This window comes from Streptomyces siamensis, from assembly GCF_039543605.1.
Lineage (GTDB): Bacteria > Actinomycetota > Actinomycetes > Streptomycetales > Streptomycetaceae > Streptomyces > Streptomyces siamensis.
This window is the reverse complement of sequence record NZ_BAABKB010000016.1, coordinates 283,867-303,457: the sequence shown is the minus strand read 5'-3', so window position 1 is coordinate 303,457 and position 19,591 is coordinate 283,867. Positions and strand designations below refer to the sequence as shown.

Here is a 19,591-nt window from a genome sequence, read left to right as displayed (position 1 = left end):
CGCCCTACCTAGCGCACGCCTTCGCCCTCGCGCACGCCCACGCCCTCGCCCTCGCCCTCGCCCTCGTCACCCTGAAAGGCACACGTCATGTTCGGCAAACTCGGCGCACCCGAAATCCTGCTCATCCTCGTCGTCCTGATCATGCTCTTCGGCGCCAAGCGCCTACCCGGCATGGCCCGCTCCCTCGGCCAGTCGCTGCGGATCCTCAAGAGCGAGACCGATGCCATGCGCGACCGTGATGCGGAAGAAGACGCCACGACCACCGCCGCGTCCACTCCCGAGATCGTCGAGAGCAAGCCGCTCGCAGCCTCGACAGCAGCCACGCACAAGATCGTTTCCAGCTCACACTGACCGCCGGCAGGGGGCGAGAGACGAACCGAGGTCCATCCGTGATCACCACCGCGGCCAAGGCCCCTCAAGGGCATATGACCATCACGGCACACTTGCATGAACTGCGCATCCGCCTCTGCAAGGCGATCGGCGCCCTTCTCGTGACGACCGTCATCGCCGGGCTGTTCTACAAGCAGCTCATCGACTTCGTCATCGATCCCCTGCCCGGCTGCGACCTCGCGACCGGTAGGGCCGCGGGACCGCAGCGATGCGGAATCGTCGCGACCAACGGTCTGCTCTCCCCCTTCACCCTCGCTCTGAAGGTGTCCCTCACCGCGGGACTCATCGGCGCCAGCCCCGTGTGGCTCTACCAGCTGTGGGCCTTCCTCGCCCCCGGCCTGCACCGCAACGAGAAGAAGTACACCCTCGCCTTCCTCGGCGCCGGCATCCCGCTCTTCCTCGTCGGCGCCACAATCGCCTACGTCACCCTCCCCACAACCGCGCGGGTGCTCATCTCCTTCACCCCCGACCAGGCCACCAACATCCTGCCCGTCGACGACTTCCTCGACCTTGCCACCCGTGCCGTCGTCGTCTTCGGGCTCGCCTTCGAACTCCCCCTGGTCCTCATCATGCTCAACCTCGCCGGCGTCGTCAGCGCCCGCCGGATGGCCGGCTGGTGGCGGCACATGGTCATCGGCGTCACCGTCTTCGCCGCCATCGCCACCCCCAGTAGCGACCCCCTCACCATGCTCGCCCTCGCCGTCCCCGTCATCGCCCTCTACCTCCTCGCGTGCGCCGTCGCCCGGCTCAACGACCGCCGCTCCGCCCGCAGAACACCCGACGCCCTCGGACCCGACGAACCCTCACCGCTCCCCCAGCCCCACGAGTACAGCTAATGACCGCCCCGCCCCTCGGCGAACCCCCATCCCTCAGGAGGCCCCGCATGTTCTTCGACATGGGCCCACTCGAAGTACTCGCCATCGCCGTGATCGCCGTCGTCGTCCTCGGCCCCGAGAAGCTCCCCAGAGCCATCCAGGAAGTCTCTGCCGTCATCCGCAAGATCCGCTCCTTGTCCCAGAGCGCCCAGACGGAGATACGCAACGAACTCGGCCCGGAGTTCGCCGACTTCGACCTCCAAGACCTGAACCCCCGCGCCCTCGCGCGAAAGGCCGTCTCCGACACACTGAAAACCCCCGGTCTTGGCGACCTTGCCAAGACCGTCGACCTCAACGGCCTCCTCGCCCCGCCAAGCGGCGACTCAGGGCCCGTGCCCGCAAAGAGCAGCGCCACGCGAGGAACCAGAACCACATCCTCGCCAGGACGATCGTGACCGAGGCTGAACACATCTCGGCCCGATCTCCCTGGAAGAACTCAAGGGAATCCCGCAGGGGGTATGAGGTCACGTCACCTCCAGGGGCGCCCTGCCTCCGAGCCCGGTCCTTTACTGCCGGATCAATTCGACTTGGTGTCGTCTCCGCACTTCGGCTCGGCGAGCCTGTCCTGCCGAGCCGTTCGTTTCGACGGGGAAGACTGGGTGCCGTGCTTGGCGGCCGGCTGGAAGTAGCGGTCCAGCGCCCAGGCGGCCACCTGGGTACCGGCCCGGCAGCCGACCACGTCTGCCGTACGGGAGTGGACGCCGCCCCACACACGGGCGTCGACGACATCCCGGTTGAGGTCGTCGGCGGAGTCGTAGAACCGCGTGGTCCCGGTGACCTCGGAGGGGACGTAGAGGTCGATGTGCGAGGTGCCGAGGACACCGGTCAGGGCGCGTGCCACGGCAGCGGCGACGGTCGTGTGGCCGGCGACGTAGTCCGGGTGCGGTGGGGTGAGGAGCAGAGGCTCCCAGGCCGGGTCCGGCGTCGTCGCGGGGTTGCCGTCGGTGTCGGCGAGGCGGATGGCGGTGATCGGCCGCCAAGTGCCGTACTGAAGCTTGGCGTCCCAAGCGGTGACGACGGCATCGGTCGCCGACGCGTTCACCGCGGCGAACAGCCGGGCCGTCTCGGCGATGCCGAGCCGGTGCCGGGCGGCGTGGTCCCGTACGGCAGTCTGGACCTGTGCGATCAGGTTGCCGCTGAAGAACAGGGCGGTCTCGGTCTGCTGGGCGCTCCTGCCCGAGCCGGTCTTCGCGCCCATGGTCTGCAGCTCTTGGACATCCTCGGCGTAAGCGGTCGAGGAAAGCGCGGGTGGTGCGCCGGGGCGGAACTGCTGCGGGGAGGCGAGCACGAGCGGGCGGAGCCTGGCGAGCCAGGTGTCGATGAAGGGCTGGAACGCGGGCGGAGTGGGCCGCCAGACCCCCGGTGCCGGGGAAGCGGTGAACGGAACGTCCGCGAACCGGCCGTCCCCTTCCCGGAGTTTGATGATGCGGGCGGCGGCGCGCTTTCCGTAGTCCACGCCCTGGTCTCTCGCGTGACCGGCCGGAAGAGCGGCGAGCGAGTCCGCGTAGGCGGTGTCGAGCTGGTCCTTGAACGCAGGGAAGTAGGTGAGCAGCACGTCGTGGGCCGCAGTGGCGGCGGCTGCCGCGGAGGATGCCTTGGCCGGACCGCGCTCGTGCCATTTGTACAGGGTGTAGCCGCCTTCGATCCCCACCACGGCGTTGTACACGGCGACGGAGACGAACCCCTCCCAGATCGCCACCTGTCCGGAGGGACGGGGGCCCAGGCTGGTTTTGATCGTGTCGGTGGCGATGGCGTTCCACTCGCGGACCACGGCTGCCGGGTCCGCCGCGGTCCGGGTGTCCGCGTCGGCGGGACTTGTCGCGGCGGTGAGCGTCACGAGGGCGGTGGCCGCGACGGTGCAGACGAATGCCCGGACACGTGAACGCGGAGGAACGGGAAGTGGGGGCTCTTGATGCACTGCGTGCTCCCTAGAGTCGAGTGCCCAAGGCTTAGCAACGGTCCACTGGGTGGGCAAGACAACTCGCCGCGAACCGGGCAGGCCTGGGCTCCAGCTCGCCGCGGACGCGGTCGCCCTTGGTCGGTCTGGCCCATTTGTGGGGCAGCCCTCGTGTGCCTCCTCATGGCCACCACCCTGGTCACGCACCCCCGACGCCGGCGGTGGCCGCTCTCCGCGGACGGGCACACCGGCTGAGCAGCGGAGGGGCGTGGCGCCGACCCGTACAGGGCTTGGCCGTGGGTCATCGAGCCGCCCGGCCGGCGACAGCGCCACGCGCTCACCACCGTCGGCCTCGTGTTTCGATTGGTAGGGTCGGCGAATGACCAGTCGCAGCGGCGACCGCGTCGCGGACGTCCGCAGCGTCGTGGTCGCGCACATGCCCGACTACCAGGTCGACTCCGTTGTTCAGCTCGGCGAGGGTCTGGACAACTTGGCCTACGAGGTCAACGGCGAGCTGATCGTGCGCTTCAGCAAGGAGCCCGACCTGGCGCGGCGGGCGGCCCTGCTGGACCACGAGGCCCGTGTCCTCGCCGCCGTCGCCGGCGTGGTGTCCCTGCCCGTCCCCGAACCGACGTTCACGTTCGCGGAACAGGGTTGTCTGGCCTACTTCAAGCTCCCCGGCACGCCGCTGTTGGACATGCCCCGGCACCAGCGACTGGCCCACGGCACGTCGATCGCCGCCGTACTCGGCGAGCTGCTCACCGCGCTGCATGCTGTTCCGGTCGACCGGATGGCCGGTCTGGCGCAGACCGACGATCAGCCGCTGACCGAATGGCGACGTGAGGCCACGGAGTACTATGCGACGGTGGCCGGGCAGGTACCGAAGGCACACCGCGAAGGCATTGAGGCATTCCTGAACGCCCCGCCACCGCACGGCGGTTGGACCCCCGTGTTCTCCCACAACGACCTGGGGATCGAGCACGTTCTCATCGACCCGGTCGCATGGACGGTGACCGGCATCATCGACTGGAGCGATGCCGCCGCCGTCGACCCGGCCTACGACTTCGGGCTCCTCCACCGCGATCTCGGCCCCGCCGCCACCCGCGCCGCAATCAGAAACTATCGAACCGACGCCGACAACGTCGCGGCGCTCAGCGAGCGCGCCGTGTTCTATGCCAGGTGCAGCGTCTTCGAGGACCTGGCATACGGCATCGAGACGGAACAAGAAAAGTATGTCGCCAATAGCCTGACCGCGATGGAGTGGCTGTTTCCGACCTGACTTGGGTTTTGACATCCGCGACCGTGCGGATGGCTGTCGTGGCGCCCCGGGGACTGCCCTTCGTGGACACCCCGGGCGCCAGGGTGAGCCCCGCGTGCAAGGGCGCCCCCGATTGCCGTGACAAGGCCGCTCGGAGCGTTCCCAGCCGTAGGTGAGCTAGAAGCCGTCGTGTTCGACCAGCGAGCCGCCCGGTCCCAGTGAGAAGAAGCGTGGCGAGCTCGTGGCCCCATTGGCCTTTCGCAGCGCTGCCTCCTGTTGTGCGGTGTCAGGCGCATGCGGGTCCCGTACATGGAAGCCGTGGAGGACGATGCTGTCTCCCTCGACGTCATCAGGCTCGGGGCGGCCCTCCAGGACGAACCCGCACAGCCCACGCAGCGCGTCCTCGCCCAGTTCCAGCGGATGGAACGGAAGCGCGTACGGCTTGTCCTCCCGGCCGGGCCAGGCGATGACCTCGGCGGGCCGGTCGCCGGCCCAGTAGGACTGCTCGAAGGAGAGCGGCTCTCCGATGTTCTCCATGATCCCGCTGCCCGGGGACAGACTCAGCGAGCGCACCAGGCGGCCGTCCTCCCAGACGGCGAACGCGAGCCAGTCGACGACGCTGTGCATCGCGTGCAGGACCAGCCGCCGACCGGCGCTCGCCGCAACCAGGTGCTCCGGGAGTTGAGACGGGAAGTCGATCATCACCCGTTGGTCGCCGATGACCTCCACGTCCGGCCAACTGGCCGCGTAGGCCGTGCCCTTCGGGGGGCACACACCCTCCCACAGTTCCCTGCCCTCACGCGGTGCGATCTCCCAGCCCGGATACAGTCCCCGCATCATCGCGGACGTCCGCGCGTGATCGGCCGTCCCCACCTGCCGCAGCAGGCTCGGCACGTCGCCGTCGGCGTACACGAGCAGTCCCGTCTTGGCTCCCATGGCCCCTCCCCCAGAGTTGTGCGCCTGATGACGCGCACCGTAGCCGCCCGCACTGACAATGGACGGTCTCCTGGAAGCCCTGGGCTACACGCCGTTCCAGAGCTGGAGCAATGGCCGCAGCCGGCGGCTCGGAGTTGCGTACCTGGTCGTCGAGCGGTCCCCGGCCCTCACCGCCGGTCGGCACGACCGGTGCCGGCCTGGGACGACAACTCCCGGTCACCTCAGGAAGGTCGATGCCGAAGCGGTGGAACTGGGGGCAGACGCCTCGCTGCTGCTTCGCGGTGAGACGTCCGACTCCACACCTGCGTCCAGAAATTCATGCGCTCTGCGAATTCCCGGCATCCGCCCGAACCGCCACAGGCCTGCGCCCCGGGATCGTTGTCTCAGGAGTCGTCGGAGAGGAAGTGGTCGGCGAGTGGGGTGCCGGCGAACCTCTTGTGCATCAGCCGGGAGAAGAGCAGCAGCGAGTTACGCGGCCTGTGCAGCACCGCAAGGTCCTGGGCCTGCCCCGCGGCGTTGCGGGTGACCGTGACGACGACCTTCAGGGGCTCGCCCTGGACCGAAGCGTCGTAGATCTCCAGGAAGCCGTTGTCGCCGAAGTCGCCGGCGTAGCTGAAGTCCTGGAACTCGTACAGTTCGCGGGCCTTGACCACGATGGCCCGGACCGCTTCTGCTCCCCGCGCCGTGCCGTTCATCGCGCCGCCCTCCAGGGTGGCATCGTCAGCCAGGTTGTCCAGCCACCACGGGTAGTAGGTCAGGCCCTGGCGATCGGCCGCGCTGTGTTCCGTGCTTGTCATGTCATGTCTCCTTCGATGTTCCGGCTGCGGGTCGGGGGTATGGGGTGGCGCTGTTGGCTGCCGTCACCCGTGTGCGCAGCTTCTCGAGGGTGTTACGGCCTACACCGCCCGCGCCTGCGACGAGGACGACGTGACTGGCAGGCGTAGGCCTGGCTCCCCTTCTTTGTGACCGGGCAAGGTTGCATACGCATCTGCCCCCCGCAATGGTGGGCGCGGGTGTCCGGCGGTGCCCCCCTGGTGTCGCGGGAAGAGCGGAGAGGGGACCCGATGAACCCACGCGGCCATTGGGAGCATATGCTCCTAATGGGGAGTGGCGCAAGGGCTCCCCCCCTCGCGAAGGGCGACGGGCGGTCACGGCGACTACCTCCGCACAGGACGCCTCACGGACCCGACAGGGCGGTCCTGGCAGTGCATACGGAAGGCCCGGCCCTTAGGCCACCGGGCCGGCCCCAGGACGGAAGGCATCCGACCCCGTCCGAGTGACCGTCCCCGCGGGGAATTCAGGCGGCGCCCACTGGCTAGTCAAGTTGCTCCTTGGCGTACGAGAAGACGACGGTCCTGCACGATCGGCAGATCCGGGCTCGGGGACACCCCCGGCCGCCGGCGCGGGGAACAATGACCTTCTCGGAACCCTTCGGCCGTCGGAATCTGCGATATCCAGGCTTGATCGGCTGCCAGTTGACAAAATTGAGAAGAAAGAGTGGATTCCACATCGCAAGCCATCCCTCTTCCATCAACGTGCCGCAATTCACACAGCTCGAATAGTCGTGTCGGACGTTCACCATGGGAGCCACCTTTGGATCGAAGGGAAAACTGATGAAGGGGTCGGGCAACCCTTGGGTTCACGGCGCCAAAGCCGCGCTTCCGGCTTGCCTACTTGGTCACGGGCAGTACGGATCGCGTTCTTCCGGAGTACCTCATGAGTCAATTACGCATCGTCGAGGCCGCCTTTTCATGCCACTGGATGACGTGACTTGACAGATGAGTCGCGTGTGAAAAATAGGGTGCATCTCGCCTCGAGAATCTTGAGGCATCACCACGCACGCCAAGTTCCGAATTACCGCGTGATGGCGAACGGCGAGAAAGACCACGGCCGCCACTGCATCTCGTTGATGGTCGTCTCTGGGTCCCTCTGAGGTCACACCTGTTTGTAGAGCCGCTGAAGAAGTAGGCCTCCAGGGGACGTGCCCACTGCATGTGGCCGGCCCTGCGAACCGACAAGCTCGCCACCGCCTACGAGGCGGTACTCCACCTCGCCGCGATCCTCATGCGGACCCGGCGCTGATCGCCGAGAGCCAGGACAGCGGCCGACCGCCGGGGCCCGTCCGGCTGACGGCGTGAGGCGAGAAGATCATCGGACCTGTCCGGCCCCGCCGTATGCGAGCGACCTGAGAGATGGGACGGCGTCATCAATTCAGTGCGTCGGCCCCGGAGCGGCTGAAAAGACGTTGGCAAGCCGCTGCCGGGCTGCGACGATGCCCCCGTTTCCAGACGGAGGGCAGTTGTTCGTTTTCGTGTGTGCGGGGTGCGGCTCCGAGCTGACCGCCTCGTTGTCCCGGGTCGCGCTGCCGGTCCATGCCCATCAGCGGTTCGGGAACGGGCTTCAGCTCCCGGTGCTCATGGAGTCGGGCACGTTCGCCGTGGAGCCGGAGCCGTGGGGACCCCCGTGGCGCAGGTGGAACGAGATCCATCCGGACGAAGCGGCGGCCCGTGGCATCTACGCACCGGTAGAGGTCCTGTCCGACGGCGCGCCCGGCGCGGTCGTCATCGCGCCCGGCGACATCCGTGGCACCGTCCTGATCCCGGACAAGCGGGGCGGTGCCTGTTGCGGCCTCGCCGGGGCGGACGGCCCCAACATGGCGTGCGAGGCGTGCGGCCTTCCGGTGGCCAGCCGGATCGACGACTGCTCGTCCTGGCAGGCGATGTGGCTCGCCCCGGACGCCGTGTGCCGCCTGCCCGCCGCGGGCCGCGACGCCGTTCCGCTCACCTGGGCGGAGCTGATGACGCAGGCGAAGGGCACGCCTCCGTTCGAGCCGATCACCAGGTGGGGGTCGCCACCGGGGTCGGACCTTTCGTGGTCTTGGAGCCCCCAGTGGGTGGCGGCAGCAGGCAGCGCGCTCGCCCACCTGGTCGTGGCCTCCGAGGGCCGGCCGGTGACCGTCCCTAACGGCCTGGCACAGGAGGTGTTCCAACCCACTCTCGACGGCCTGCTGCCGACCGGCCCGCCGACGCGGCGCGCCGTCCTGGCCGGACCGGGACTGCCCGCGCCCGACATGGACGCAGACATCCTCCTCGTGCCGTCCCATCCGCAGACCGGGCAGACCTGGGCCCCGGCCCACCCGACCACCTCGGCCTATCCGGTGCCGCTCCCGTTCGGGGTGTGGTTCCGGCTGGTCTTCCCCGAGCCGCACCTGCCCGTTCCCACGTCAGGTCCCATGGCCGACGGCGTGCTGCGGGACGACCCGCCCCCTCCGCGTCCCCGCCACGCGTTCCAGGGCGACATGCAAGTCTTCAGACACACCCTGGCCCGGTTGCCCGCCGTCCGCAGCCCGTGGATCCGCGAAGCCCTCCACAGCGTCACGCACCACATGCACATCCGCCTCGTCTAGCGCACCGGCAGAAGACGGCACACCCCATCTCACCCACCATCGCGATCGAACAGCGCCGGGCAGCGACGCCTTCTGAAGTGGCCTGCATCCGCTGTGCGTTCACGTGACGACGATGCCGTCACACGGACCTCCACCTGACCGCGAGGGGATGGCCGCCTCGGTCACGAACTCGTAACCCGGGACAACCTTGCGGGAAACGGCGTTGTCTTCAACGCCATGAAGATTTCTTTCCTGATTCACAATGCCTACGGAATCGGAGGCACGATCACCACCACCTTCAACCTCGCCCAGGCGCTGGCCGAGCGGCACACCGTGGAGATCATTTCGGTGTTCCGGCACCGGGAGCGCCCGAATCTCGTGTTGGACCCCCGCGTGTCCCTGCGTCCGCTGGTGGACCTGAGGCAGGAGGAGGAGCACCCCCTGCATCGCGTGCCGGCGCGGGTGTTCCCTGCCGCCGAGTACCGCTACCAGCAGTACAGCGAGCTGACCGACCGGCGCATCGGCGAGTGTCTGGCAACCATCGACGCCGACGTGGTCGTCGGCACACGGCCCGGGCTGAACGTGCACTTGGCGCGCCAGGCGCCGGATCAGGTCGTCCGCATCGGCCAGGAGCACCTCACCCTCGACAATCACTCACCGCGGCTGCGCACCGCACTCCGTCGCGCCTACCGTCGGCTCGACGCGCTCACCACGGTCACACAGGCGGACGCGGCGGCCTACCGGCGCAAGATGCTGTTGCCCGGAGTCCGGGTGGAGGCGCTGCCCAACAGTGTCCCCGATCCTGACCTCCCGGCCGCTGACGGCACCGCGAAGGTGGTGGTCGCGGCAGGCAGGCTGGTCCCGGTGAAACGCTACGACCTGCTCATCGAGGCGTTCGCCCTGGTGGTCGCCGAGCGCCCCGACTGGCAGCTGCGCATATACGGCAAGGGGGAAGAGCACGCCCGGCTGAGGCGGATCATCTCGGACCTCGACCTGTGCGACAACGTGTACCTGATGGGGGCGACGGCGCGCATGGAAGCCGAATGGGTGAAGGGCTCGATCGGCGCCGCGGCATCCAATTTCGAACCGTTCGGCATGACCATCGTCGAGGCCATGCGATGCGGGCTGCCCGTGGTGAGCACGGACTGCGCGTACGGTCCCGGGGAGATCATCGAGAACGGAGTCGACGGCCGGCTCGTGCCGGTCGGCGACCGCGACAAGCTGGGCGCTGCCCTGCTGGAACTCGTACGTGACGACGAGCGACGGCGCCGCATGGGCCGTTCAGCCATCGACAACGCGCGTCGCTTCGCCCCCGGCCCCGTGGTGGACCAAGCGGAGCGACTCTTCACCGAGGCGCACGCTGCCCGACAGGCCGGGCGGCCTGTGGCGCCCGGCCGCAACGGCGTGCGCCGGAGCCTGGTCGGCAGGGGTTTCGCCGTCCGCGACGCCGTCCACGCGGCAGGCGGCAGAGCCGTACGTGTCATACCGAGGGGGCAGCGATGAACGCGATCAACAGCTCTGAACCGTGGACCGACTGCACAATAGCCGCGGACGGCCGGATCACGTTCCTCGCACGGCTGCCCCCGGCAGCACGCCCCCAACTGCTGCTGCGCCTGAGGCCTAAGAAGGGGCAGCCGGAGACGACTTGCCACCTCCTCGACCTGGAACCCGCGGGCGACGACCGTCGATCGGCCGTCCTGCACACCCGTCCGGTTCTCACCGAAGGACGGTGGGACGTGTTTCTGCTCCAGGAGCCCGGCGGCGAACGCCACAAGCTGCGCCCCGGCCCCCGGGACCTGCGGGCTCTCGTGGACGGACACGCCCGCGACTGGTCGTCGCCGGTCGCCGTCAGGGTTCCGTACGTCACCAAGGACGGGCACCTCGCCATACGGGCCTGGCTGCGGACGGTCCACGCCGAGGCCGACCGCATCAAGACGACGAACCGGTCCGTGACCGTCACCGCCCGCCTGCACGGAACGTCCTTCGGCGACAGCCCAGTTGTACGACTGCGCCTTCGTGGCACCAGCACCGTCCGGGATCTCGATCCCCAGGTCGAGAACGACCGGCGAACCTTTTCCTTCACGACCGGCTGGGCAGAACTCGCCGACCAGGCAGGTGACGGCGGCGGTGTCTGGGACGTCTTCGTCCGACCGGCAGCCGGGGCCCCACTCACACGGATCGGCCGCCTCCTCGATGACGTGGCGGACCGCAAGGAAATCTTCGTCTACCCGGCCGTCCCAGTGGGCACAGCGCTCGTCCGCCCCTACTACACGGTGGACAACGACTTGTCCCTGGAGGTGACACAACCGGACCCGGCACGTGGTACGTGAGCCGATCGAGCTCCTCCCTGGCGCGTTGAGCGGGGGCTGTGCTCAACGGCCCGTCGCCGCACGTGCGGGGAACAGGCAGCGGGTTCGGGCCGGGTGCACCCGAGGCCTGCTCAGTGCCCGCCGCGGTTCTCCACGCAGGGCCCGGCCGGGTCGGGTTCGGCGAAAGCCCCGTACACCTCGGTCGCCACACCCTTCGGCGTGATCTCGGCAGAAACGCAGGCCTTGCCGGTGTGGAAGGAGAACCACACCCGCTCGTACTGAGGCCACCCGGAACTGATCGCGAGCCCGTTGTCGGCGCCGCAACCCCACTTGGCCATGACGGCCCGTACGTCCTTCTCGGCAAACCGCTTGTTCTTGCGCATCGCCTCAAGAGCAGGACGGATCAGACGAACGCTGGCCTCCCCGGCCGCGCGGTTCTCAGGGGCGAGCTCGCCGGACATGCGGTACGCGTGGTTCTCGTCGTAGTGCGGATTCTCCGGGAGTGCGCTGCTGCCCGGACTCGTCGCCCCGGCCTGCGACGGTGATGCCGAGGGCGCAGTGTCGACGACTCCCTTGGCGCATTCGGGCCTACGTGCGAGCGACGGCGAGGGCTCGGCGGCAGCCGACCCCGACCCGTCGTCGTCCGCCGAAGGTTCGGTCCGCACCCCACAGGCCGTCATGAGCACGGCCGACGCGAACACGACGATGGACAGCATGCGGCGATTCGACATGCCCTGATCATCGCCTACGCGCGTGACGACGTGTTCCTGGGCCGGTTCGGGAACCGTTCCTCCCGATGCTGCGTGACCTCTTGACGTGTTGTCAGCTGGTGATGAGGGGAACCGATGAGAGCGCGGACGATGGTGAGCGTGACAGTGTCGGCCTGTGTGGTGCTCGTGGCCTGCGCATGCGGTCCTGAGAAATCGAAGGACGACACGGACGCGAAGCCCTCGCAGCCGTCCGCGTCCACAGAGGCCGAAGAGCCGTCGGCCACGCCGTCCGTGTCCGCTTCGACCGAGAAGCCGTCGGCCGTACCGACCGGCGACCAGCCCGCGCCCAGGACGAAGCAGCGCGCGATCCAGCGGTACGAGAAGTATCTCCACGCGCTGGGCCGTGAGGACATCGTCACGGTCTGCGAAGTGGCCGGGCCCGCCGCCAAGAAGGCACAGGGCCAGGGGCTCGGCCCGTGCACGTCGACGTACGCCGCCGTGTTCCAGATGATCTCGCCCGCGCAGAAGACGGCCCTCAAGACCGCGACGGTCGACCCGCAGCGCGTCTCCGTGCGGACACCCGCCGAGATCGAGATGCCGGTGGACGCGGTCAAGTCCTCCGCGACCTTCTCCGAGAACGACCTCGGCAGTTACACCTTGGAGTACCTCAAGGACGACTGGTACATCACCGATTGAACCGGACCCGCCGTGCGCGGAGCCACCCGGCGCCCGCCCGGACAGCAGCCCCACCGGACGCAGGCGTACGACGCCAGGACGGAGCTGCCGTCCTGCAGACAGCGACCTGCGTGACCAGCGGCTGCCCGCTGGTGGACGGAAGTCGTCCGGGAACGGCCCACAGGTCCGGAACAGCCCGATACTCAACCGACAGGCGAGGTCGCCCGGTTGTCAGTGCCCCCTTCCATACTGATCCCCATGGAGATCACCAAGCAGACACTTGCCGAGGGCTGGCAGCGAACGGTCGCGCGACTCCCTCTGCTCGACGATGTCGCACTGCCACCAGTGGCGCTCTCGGACGACGAGATCAGGGAGAGGGCCGAGCGGTCGGAGGACGGCAGCCTGTGCCTGCTCCTGGACGACGACGGCACGCTGCGCGGCCGTCACGGTCCCTACCGGGAGGTCTTCGCCACCCGCGACCTCGACCAGGCGCTGTACCTGATCGCCGAGTCCGCGATACGCCGCCACGGTGGCAGCGTCGAGGAAGTGGCCGACGCACTGGACCGCGTCGATCCGGCGTGGGGCAGACGGTTCCGCAGTGGTGGCCTTGACGACACGGGGACCGTCGAGACGTGCGGGCGCGACCCGTTGGAGGGGCTCGCCTGGATAGCCGGGTCCTGGCGTGAACAGGAGCCGTACACGACGCTCGCCTTCTTCCGCGCGGCACCCGGACGAACCGTCGACGCCGAGCGACTCGCCCTGCTCTACGGGGCCGATCCCGGGCAAGTCGCGGCCGATACCCGCCTGAAGGACCTGCAGGCAGACAGCCGTGCCCACTGGGACCGCCAGTGGGAGAGCTGCTGTTTCGGGCAGGCGGGCGGGTGGGCGTATCTCCTGTACCACGACACGCCGCCGGGCTCCTTTGCCGACAAGGAGGCGTACGCGGCGCTCGGGATCAAGGAGAGCGTCCGGCTGACCGCCACCTCCGCGAAGGCCATCTACACCTTCGACTACATGCGCGACGGCCGCCGCGTCGACGACGACTGGGGTGTGCTGGAGCTGATCTGGTACGAGCGCGGCCATGCCCCCTACCTACGGGGTGGCGAGCTGGACTTCCTCAACCGTGCTGTGCGCCGGGCCGAGTTGGACCACCCCGAGGTGACCAACACCTTCGAACTGTACTTCCACGCCCTGGAACAGTCCCTCGGCCTGAGGCTGCCGCGCGAGGACTTCGCGGAGGGCGAGGTGCGAGCCGCCTACTGGGCCGAGGGATGACGGCGTCTGCAGGATGAGCCCGTCACGAGGACACGGCGGAGAGAGGACACGGCGGAGAGGAGCGGGCGGGGCAGAGGTGCGCCCCGCCCGCTGAGCGGCGGGGTCAGAAGGGCTTGGTCGGCAGGTACTTGCCGTCCAGCGTGATCACGGCACGCTCGCCGCCCTCGGGGTCGGCGACCTTCTTGACGTCCAGCTTGAAGTTGATGGCGCTGATGATGCCGTCGCCGAACTGCTCGTGGACGAGGGCCTTCAGCGTGGTGCCGTACACCTGGATCATCTCGTAGAAGCGGTAGATGGTCGGGTCGGTGGGAATGCCTCCGGGAATGGAACCGCGTGTTGGAATCGCCTGCAGCTGCCGTGCCGCGTCCTGGCCCAGGTCCAGCAGCTCTGCGACGGCTTCGGCGGACTGCTTGGGCAGAGCGTGCTGGCCGAGCACGGCAGCGGTGACGTAGGCCACCGACAGGCCGGCGGCGTCGGCGATCTGCTGCCAGGTGACGTTCTTGCGGTCCTTGGCTTCGACCGCAGCGTTGGCCAGAGTCTGACGGGCGGCGGGGTCGAACTGAACGTATGTCATGGCGGACATTCCTTTCGGGTGAATCGCCCTGCGCGAGAACGGGCAGGGGTGGGTCGGGGATTGCGCTGTGTGCGCGGAAGGCGGCAGGTCGGGCCTGTCAGGCTGCCCGTGCGGCGGGGGTGTCGGGTGCGTCGAGCTGATCAATGCGTCCGGTCGCGATGTCGAAGACCCAGCCGTGCAGGGCCACTTCGCCGTGGGTGAGTGCGCGGGCGATCGAGGGGTGGGTGGAGAGGTTCGCCAACTGGGCGATCACGTTGCTGTGCACCAACGCTGCGACATCAGAAGTGGTGCAGCGGGCCCGGGCGGCGTCGGCGTGCCGTAGCCAGGCGGCTATCGCCGGCGTGGTGCTCAGGTCCTGCCCTTCGGCCAGGGCAGTCATGGCGCCGCATCCCGAGTGTCCGCACACCACGACGTCCGAGACGCCGAGGACGTCCACCGCGTACTCGATGCTCGCCGCGACCCCGTCGGCGCTGAGGCCGTGCGCCGGCACGAGGTTGCCTGCGGTGCGGATGACGAACAGTTCCCCCGGCTCGCTGCCTGTGATCAGCTCGGGCACGACGCGCGCGTCGGAGCAGCCGATGAACAGGGTGTGAGGGGCGTGGACATGTGTCAGGCGGGCAAACAAGTCCGCCTTTCCGGGGAAGACGTCTCGCTGGAATCGGGTGACTCCGCCGGTGAGGTCGTGCATGGCCTGGGCCTTTCGACTGGTCCTACCGAATCTGTCGGCCCTTCGGCCGCCCGAAAGCCACCTTGCCCTGCCTGCCCCTATAGCGTCCAATACCTATCAACCATAAAACCTATTGATGCCATCTATAGTGTGTCCATGACTCTGGAACTGCGCCATCTGCGCTACCTGCTGGCTGTGGCGGAGCACGGCAGTTTCACTCGGGCGGCCGACGATCTGCATATCTCCCAGCCCACGCTGTCCCAGCAGATCAAGCAGCTGGAGCGCAGTCTGGGGGTTCAGTTGCTGGACCGTTCCGGTCGGACGGTGCGGCTGACCGACGTCGGGGAGGTGTACCAGCGCTATGCCCGGCAGGCCATGCGTTCACTGACGGCTGCCCAGCGTGCCGTGCACGACGTTCAGGACCTTTCCCGCGGCGAACTGCGTCTGGCGGTCACGCCCACGTTCATCGGCTATCTCGTCGGACCGATGGCTGCCGAATTCCATACCCGCCATCCGGGCATTTCCTTGTCCCTCAAGGAGATGACCCAGGACCGTATGGAAGCCGCGCTGCTCGCCGACGACATCGACCTCGGTATCGCCTTCGACGCACCCCATCAGCAGGGAATCAACGCCCGTCGCATCTTCACCGAGAGCTTGAGCCTGGTGGTGGGCCCCGACTACGCCCGGGACCGGGAACCCGAGGCGCTGGCCGTGCAAGATCTGGCCACGCTGGAGCTGGCTCTCCTCAGCCCCGACTTCGCCACCCGTAGCCACATCGACGCCTACTTCGGACGGCACCGCGTCAGCCCACGCATCGCGATCGAGGCGAACTCCATCCAGGCGCTCGTCGAGATCGTCCAACGCACGACACTGGCCACCGTGCTACCCGACGCTGTCACCGACGACCACCCTCAGCTCGACACGGTCACCCTGACCCCACCCCTGCCCGAGCGCACCGTGGTGCTTCTCCAACGCCAGGGCGGCTACCAGAGCGCCGCAGCCCACGCTTTCGCCGACCTCATGCACCATCTTGTCGAGGCCCGCGGCTACGCCTCACCGGCGCCGGGGACCACATGACATGGTGCGACGCGCTCCCGATGCCGGCCGGCTCCCGGATTGTGACGGCCGCCCACAGGGGGCAGGGTGGTGTCGGGGCTGTGCGTGAGGCAGAAGACGCTCGGCGTGTCACAGATGTGGGCTGTGTCCGGTCTTCATCGTGAGACACGTTGTGCGAGCCAGGAACCGACGAACTCGATCGCTGTCGAACGGGTGGCCGTTAACACCGCTCGGAAGGCGGTGGCCGCATGATCGTCCGTTCCATGCAGGCTTAGGAGGTGTGGCACATGTCAGACAACCCAGTGCACGAGACCGCCCACGAGGGGCACCAGGGCTTGCCGCCCGAAATCACGGTACTGCAGGAGGTGACTCCGCCCTTCTTTCCCGAAGGCGGCTCGGGTATGACCATCCTCGTTGAGTGGCCTCCCGGTCACCCCGGGGCTGCTCCGCATCGCCACTCGGGTCCCGCTTTCGGCTACGTGATGGAGGGCGCGGTCCGGTTCGAGCTCGAGGGTGAACCGGAACGCGTGATCAAGGCCGGAGAGACGTTCTGGGAGCCCGGCGGTGACGTGATCCACTACCAGGACGGCAACGCCCTGACGGACGCGCCGACGAAGTTCCTCGTGACCATGGTGATGGCGCCGGGTCAGCCGATGCTCAAGTTCGTCGACGAGCAGGAGCTGAAGGAGCGGGCGCATCTGCGCGCTCCGCGTCCCTCCGAAGGCTGACTCGCGAGTCCGACACGTGGGCGAGCCCGGGATCCTGATTCCGGCGCAGGGCTTCGCCCACCAGATCCGCCGGGTTGCCGCGTCGGCGCAGACCGTGATCCTGCGACCCGCTCGACTCCGTTGCGGGTCCGTTCGTGCACGTGGGCAGAGGGACGGACAGGAGCACACCGATCACAGGCCGTGCCGCGCTGGGCGATGCTCTTACCTGTCCGCGCGCGGCGGCCGGTGTCCCACTCCGAGGGCGAACATCAGCACGGCTCTGCCCCCGCGGCGGGCGAGGTCGCGCCGGAGGTGGACGCCGGTGTTGTGGGCGGACTGGTCGAGCATCGTGGTGTAGTTCAGTGCGTAGGAGGCGTTGGTCGTCACGTCGGCGGCGGTGATGACCTGGTGTTCTTCGTCGACGACGGCCTGGGCGTTGTAGGCCTGGATGTAGGCGCCGTCGCTGTTCTTCATGATCCGCAATGCGGGGTCGGTGAAGTTGGCCTGTGCCTTGGGCTTGGGACGCGCCTTCGCGGCGGCCGCTTCCCCGGCGTCGGTGACGGCCCGCTCTTCGCCGCTGCCGGCACGTTCCTGGCGGCGGCGTTCCTTGTCCTCGGCGTGGGCGCGAGCCTTGTCGGCGGCCTCGGCCTCGATCTGCGCGCGGGCGGCCCGCGGCCTGGCCAGGCGCTTCTCACGCCGGTCCAGTTCGTCGGGCAGATCCATCTCTTTAGCGTCGGGGCCGAAGATCTCATCCTCGGCTTCATCGGTGGCTTCCGCGTCAGCCCATCGCCACCATGCATAACGTGATCATCCCGCATGAATGATCAGGAACCGCAGGCGGGTTGCCGGTTACCGAGACCCGCTCCTCACGTTACTCAAAGCGATCGCGGCGACGGAGACTGCCCTGTCGACCGCATGCCGGATCGGCACACACCACGCCTGTGCGGCGTCCTCTCCGGCCCCGGCGCCGATCTGATCCGCTCCGGACTACGGCCTCGGTTGAACGGTTCTCATTGATCACCGGAGGGTGGGGAAGAGAGCACCGGCGACGGTCCGACACATCTGCGGATCCTCGGTGAGGCCGATCCCCAGGGCCCACAGCCAGTAGTCCACCGTGCGCACCAGCGTCCAGGCGCGTACCCGGTCGGCATCGAGGTCGGCCACCTCGGCAAGGGTGGCCAGGCGGGTTCGGATGCCGGCAACCCCCTCCATGTCCGCGAACCGCCGCCAGAGCAAAGGCGCCACCGCGTACTCGGGATCGCCGGTGAGCGGCTTGGGGTCGATGGCCAGCCACGGCTCACGGTAGCCGGCCAGCACGTTCTCGTAGTGCAGATCACCGTTGACCAACTGACCAGCCGTCGTGGGACCGTACTCGGCAGCGAGGCTGGCTGCCGCATCGACCAGGCGCCGGGAGAAGGGACGACCGAGCTGCTCCCACTGAAGGTTCAAGCGGGCGGGGAGCCTGGCGGCGAGATCTCGCAAGCAAGCAAAGCCCTGCGGGGCCGGGACGGACAGGCGCCGCAGCAGGAGCCCGGCGGCGGTGACCGCCTCGTCGGCGTCGATGTCGGAGAGGGTGCGGCCAGCATCGAGCCGCTCCAACAGCAGGGATCCCGCGGCCGGTTCGTGGTCAAGCAGCAGCACGGTCCCCTGTCCGTCCCAGGCGGCGAGAGCCAGCGCCTCATGCAGCGTCGTGGCGTCCTGCCAGGACACCTTGAGCGCGCAGGGCTCCTCGCCACGCCGCACCGGGACGACCAGGCCCAGGTGGCCGTGGAGCGGCGAGCCGTCCACCGCCAAGCCCCACCGTGCGCAGAGGCTCTCCACCAGTGCGGGCAAGGAGTCGACCCACTCCTTTCCGCTCTGACCCGCACGGTTCACCGCCGCGGTTGCGAAATCTGCGGGAACGTCGATCACGACCCCGATCCTGCCAGGACGTGGCTGGCCCGCCCACCTACGGGTGTGGCAAACAGGCTGTAAGTCTGTCGGCTATGCCTACCCACGTTACTGAGACACTCTCCTAGGCAGTGCAGTTCAACGGGAACGCCGAGGGCGCGTGCCGCCAAACGCTTCTCATCCCGCTCAGAGCGCCCCCAGAAGCCGAACTCCAAGATCACCGTCTGTCCGAGCCTCAGCAAGTCCTGGGCATGCTCCCAGAACCGCCCCTCAAGCCGGGCACGCGTTCGCTCATCGAATGGATCGACACCGAGGTCCGCCAACCATTCGTCCGGGCACAGACGCACCCCCGGGATCTCTCTCGACAGGCGTTTGGCCAACGTCGTCTTCCCCGAGCCCGGAAGCCCGCACAGCAAGATCAACCTGGCCTCGGGACCACTACCCATCAGGCCCCTCCCAGCCACCACAGCAAGGTCATTCCGGCATGCTCGCGCAACCACCGCGTGCAACGGAAACGAATTCTGCCGACACCGTCACAGAATCGCCTTACCCGCAGCTGAGAAGCGGGATCAGAACTCGTTCCCTGAGCCCAGGACCGAGATCGCCAAGTGAGGACGGAAGCATGCTCGGCGGCGCGAAGAGGACGCGGAGCCGCGCCAGTTGACGGAGCCCAGAGGCTGGGACGGTGGCCGCACTGCAAAGGGCGGCCTCGACGATGGCCCGTCCGATCCTGCCTTCGACGCAGGCTCTGCAGAAGGGTTCGGTCGCACCCTGGGAACGTGGCACCTGTCGAAGCGGCATCGGCGCGGAGGTGGCGTGGCGCCGACGTCTTCGTACCCTGGCGAGCCGAAGTCAGTAGTGTGGCAGAGCACCGGATACGCCCGCCTCAGCTCTGCAAAGGCCAAACTGCCCGTGGTCGCCGAGCTGTTCGCGGCGACCACGGAATGATCACGAGGAAGTACTCCCGCTCGCCGGCCTGGATCTTCA

The 19,591-nt window shown here is 68.3% G+C and carries 19 protein-coding genes and 1 pseudogene; 11 read left to right on the top strand and 9 right to left on the bottom strand.

Going from position 1 to position 19,591, the window contains the following annotated elements:
- The first annotated feature begins 87 nt into the window (after window positions 1-87).
- From tatA to tatB, 3 genes are read left to right on the top strand one after another with little or no spacing between them, the layout of a single operon-like run.
- Window positions 88-351, top strand: a complete 264-nt coding sequence (gene tatA / locus ABEB03_RS21955) for a Sec-independent protein translocase subunit TatA (protein WP_345651832.1) — start codon at window positions 88-90, stop codon at window positions 349-351.
- 38 nt (window positions 352-389) lie between these two features.
- Window positions 390-1,226: a twin-arginine translocase subunit TatC gene (gene tatC / locus ABEB03_RS21950; RefSeq protein ID WP_345651830.1), complete on the top strand. Its 837-nt coding sequence runs from the start codon at window positions 390-392 to the stop codon at window positions 1,224-1,226.
- Window positions 1,227-1,273: 47 nt separating this feature from the next.
- Window positions 1,274-1,660, top strand: a complete 387-nt coding sequence (tatB, locus tag ABEB03_RS21945) for a Sec-independent protein translocase protein TatB (RefSeq protein WP_345651826.1) — start codon at window positions 1,274-1,276, stop codon at window positions 1,658-1,660.
- A gap of 122 nt (window positions 1,661-1,782) precedes the next feature.
- Here the strand turns inward: tatB and ABEB03_RS21940 are convergent, their stop codons facing one another.
- On the bottom strand, window positions 1,783-3,183 hold the full coding sequence (locus ABEB03_RS21940) for a vanadium-dependent haloperoxidase (protein WP_345651823.1): 1,401 nt from the start codon (window positions 3,181-3,183) through the stop codon (window positions 1,783-1,785).
- Window positions 3,184-3,541: 358 nt separating this feature from the next.
- On the opposite strand from ABEB03_RS21940, the gene ABEB03_RS21935 reads away from it, so the two are divergent.
- The gene (locus tag ABEB03_RS21935) at window positions 3,542-4,441 is read left to right on the top strand and encodes a phosphotransferase family protein (protein WP_345651821.1); all 900 of its coding nucleotides are present in this window, start codon (window positions 3,542-3,544) and stop codon (window positions 4,439-4,441) included.
- Between the two features lie 156 nt (window positions 4,442-4,597).
- Here the strand turns inward: ABEB03_RS21935 and ABEB03_RS21930 are convergent, their stop codons facing one another.
- On the bottom strand, window positions 4,598-5,356 hold the full coding sequence (locus tag ABEB03_RS21930) for a DUF6928 family protein (RefSeq protein ID WP_345651819.1): 759 nt from the start codon (window positions 5,354-5,356) through the stop codon (window positions 4,598-4,600).
- A gap of 383 nt (window positions 5,357-5,739) precedes the next feature.
- A complete protein-coding gene (locus ABEB03_RS21920) occupies window positions 5,740-6,153 on the bottom strand; it encodes a hypothetical protein (protein WP_345651817.1) in 414 nt (137 codons plus the stop codon).
- Window positions 6,154-7,655: 1,502 nt separating this feature from the next.
- Here ABEB03_RS21920 and ABEB03_RS21915 point away from each other — a divergent pair.
- The 3 genes from ABEB03_RS21915 to ABEB03_RS21905 all read left to right on the top strand — a co-directional run bounded on the left by ABEB03_RS21915 (window position 7,656) and on the right by ABEB03_RS21905 (window position 11,071).
- Window positions 7,656-8,762: a hypothetical protein gene (locus ABEB03_RS21915; RefSeq protein ID WP_345651815.1), complete on the top strand. Its 1,107-nt coding sequence runs from the start codon at window positions 7,656-7,658 to the stop codon at window positions 8,760-8,762.
- A gap of 216 nt (window positions 8,763-8,978) precedes the next feature.
- Window positions 8,979-10,244, top strand: coding sequence for a glycosyltransferase family 4 protein (locus ABEB03_RS21910; RefSeq protein ID WP_345651811.1), 1,266 nt, complete (start codon window positions 8,979-8,981; stop codon window positions 10,242-10,244).
- The gene (locus tag ABEB03_RS21905; RefSeq protein WP_345651808.1) at window positions 10,241-11,071 is read left to right on the top strand and encodes a transferase; all 831 of its coding nucleotides are present in this window, start codon (window positions 10,241-10,243) and stop codon (window positions 11,069-11,071) included. Before ABEB03_RS21910 ends, ABEB03_RS21905 begins: the two co-directional genes overlap by 4 nt.
- A 110-nt stretch (window positions 11,072-11,181) precedes the next feature.
- Here ABEB03_RS21905 and ABEB03_RS21900 read toward each other — a convergent pair whose 3' ends face one another.
- Window positions 11,182-11,781: a hypothetical protein gene (locus ABEB03_RS21900; RefSeq protein ID WP_345651806.1), complete on the bottom strand. Its 600-nt coding sequence runs from the start codon at window positions 11,779-11,781 to the stop codon at window positions 11,182-11,184.
- A 138-nt stretch (window positions 11,782-11,919) separates the two neighbouring features.
- On the opposite strand from ABEB03_RS21900, the gene ABEB03_RS21895 reads away from it, so the two are divergent.
- Window positions 11,920-12,456, top strand: coding sequence for a hypothetical protein (locus tag ABEB03_RS21895; RefSeq protein ID WP_345651804.1), 537 nt, complete (start codon window positions 11,920-11,922; stop codon window positions 12,454-12,456).
- A gap of 237 nt (window positions 12,457-12,693) precedes the next feature.
- A complete protein-coding gene (locus ABEB03_RS21890; protein ID WP_345651802.1) occupies window positions 12,694-13,710 on the top strand; it encodes a hypothetical protein in 1,017 nt (338 codons plus the stop codon).
- Window positions 13,711-13,813: 103 nt separating this feature from the next.
- On the opposite strand, the gene cynS is transcribed toward ABEB03_RS21890, so the two are convergent.
- The gene (cynS, locus tag ABEB03_RS21885) at window positions 13,814-14,284 is read right to left on the bottom strand and encodes a cyanase (RefSeq protein WP_345651800.1); all 471 of its coding nucleotides are present in this window, start codon (window positions 14,282-14,284) and stop codon (window positions 13,814-13,816) included.
- Window positions 14,285-14,381: 97 nt separating this feature from the next.
- Complete coding sequence (locus tag ABEB03_RS21880) at window positions 14,382-14,972, bottom strand: carbonic anhydrase (RefSeq protein ID WP_345651796.1); 591 nt, start codon at window positions 14,970-14,972, stop codon at window positions 14,382-14,384.
- A 135-nt stretch (window positions 14,973-15,107) separates the two neighbouring features.
- Between ABEB03_RS21880 and cynR the strand changes: the two genes are divergently transcribed.
- Window positions 15,108-16,028 (top strand): transcriptional regulator CynR, encoded by a 921-nt coding sequence (cynR, locus tag ABEB03_RS21875; protein ID WP_345651793.1) that lies wholly within the window; start codon window positions 15,108-15,110, stop codon window positions 16,026-16,028.
- A 266-nt stretch (window positions 16,029-16,294) separates the two neighbouring features.
- Entirely contained in the window at window positions 16,295-16,735 is a 441-nt protein-coding gene (locus ABEB03_RS21870) for a cupin domain-containing protein (RefSeq protein ID WP_345651790.1), read from the top strand.
- 264 nt (window positions 16,736-16,999) lie between these two features.
- Here the strand turns inward: ABEB03_RS21870 and ABEB03_RS21865 are convergent.
- The 3 genes and pseudogenes from ABEB03_RS21865 to ABEB03_RS21855 form a co-directional block, all read right to left on the bottom strand.
- Window positions 17,000-17,497 (bottom strand): annotated as a pseudogene (locus ABEB03_RS21865) (IS5/IS1182 family transposase); the annotation flags it as partial.
- 234 nt (window positions 17,498-17,731) lie between these two features.
- Complete coding sequence (locus ABEB03_RS21860) at window positions 17,732-18,625, bottom strand: aminoglycoside phosphotransferase family protein (RefSeq protein WP_345651787.1); 894 nt, start codon at window positions 18,623-18,625, stop codon at window positions 17,732-17,734.
- Window positions 18,622-19,050 (bottom strand): AAA family ATPase, encoded by a 429-nt coding sequence (locus ABEB03_RS21855; protein ID WP_345651784.1) that lies wholly within the window; start codon window positions 19,048-19,050, stop codon window positions 18,622-18,624. Before ABEB03_RS21855 ends, ABEB03_RS21860 begins: the two co-directional genes overlap by 4 nt.
- Window positions 19,051-19,591 lie beyond the last annotated feature (541 nt).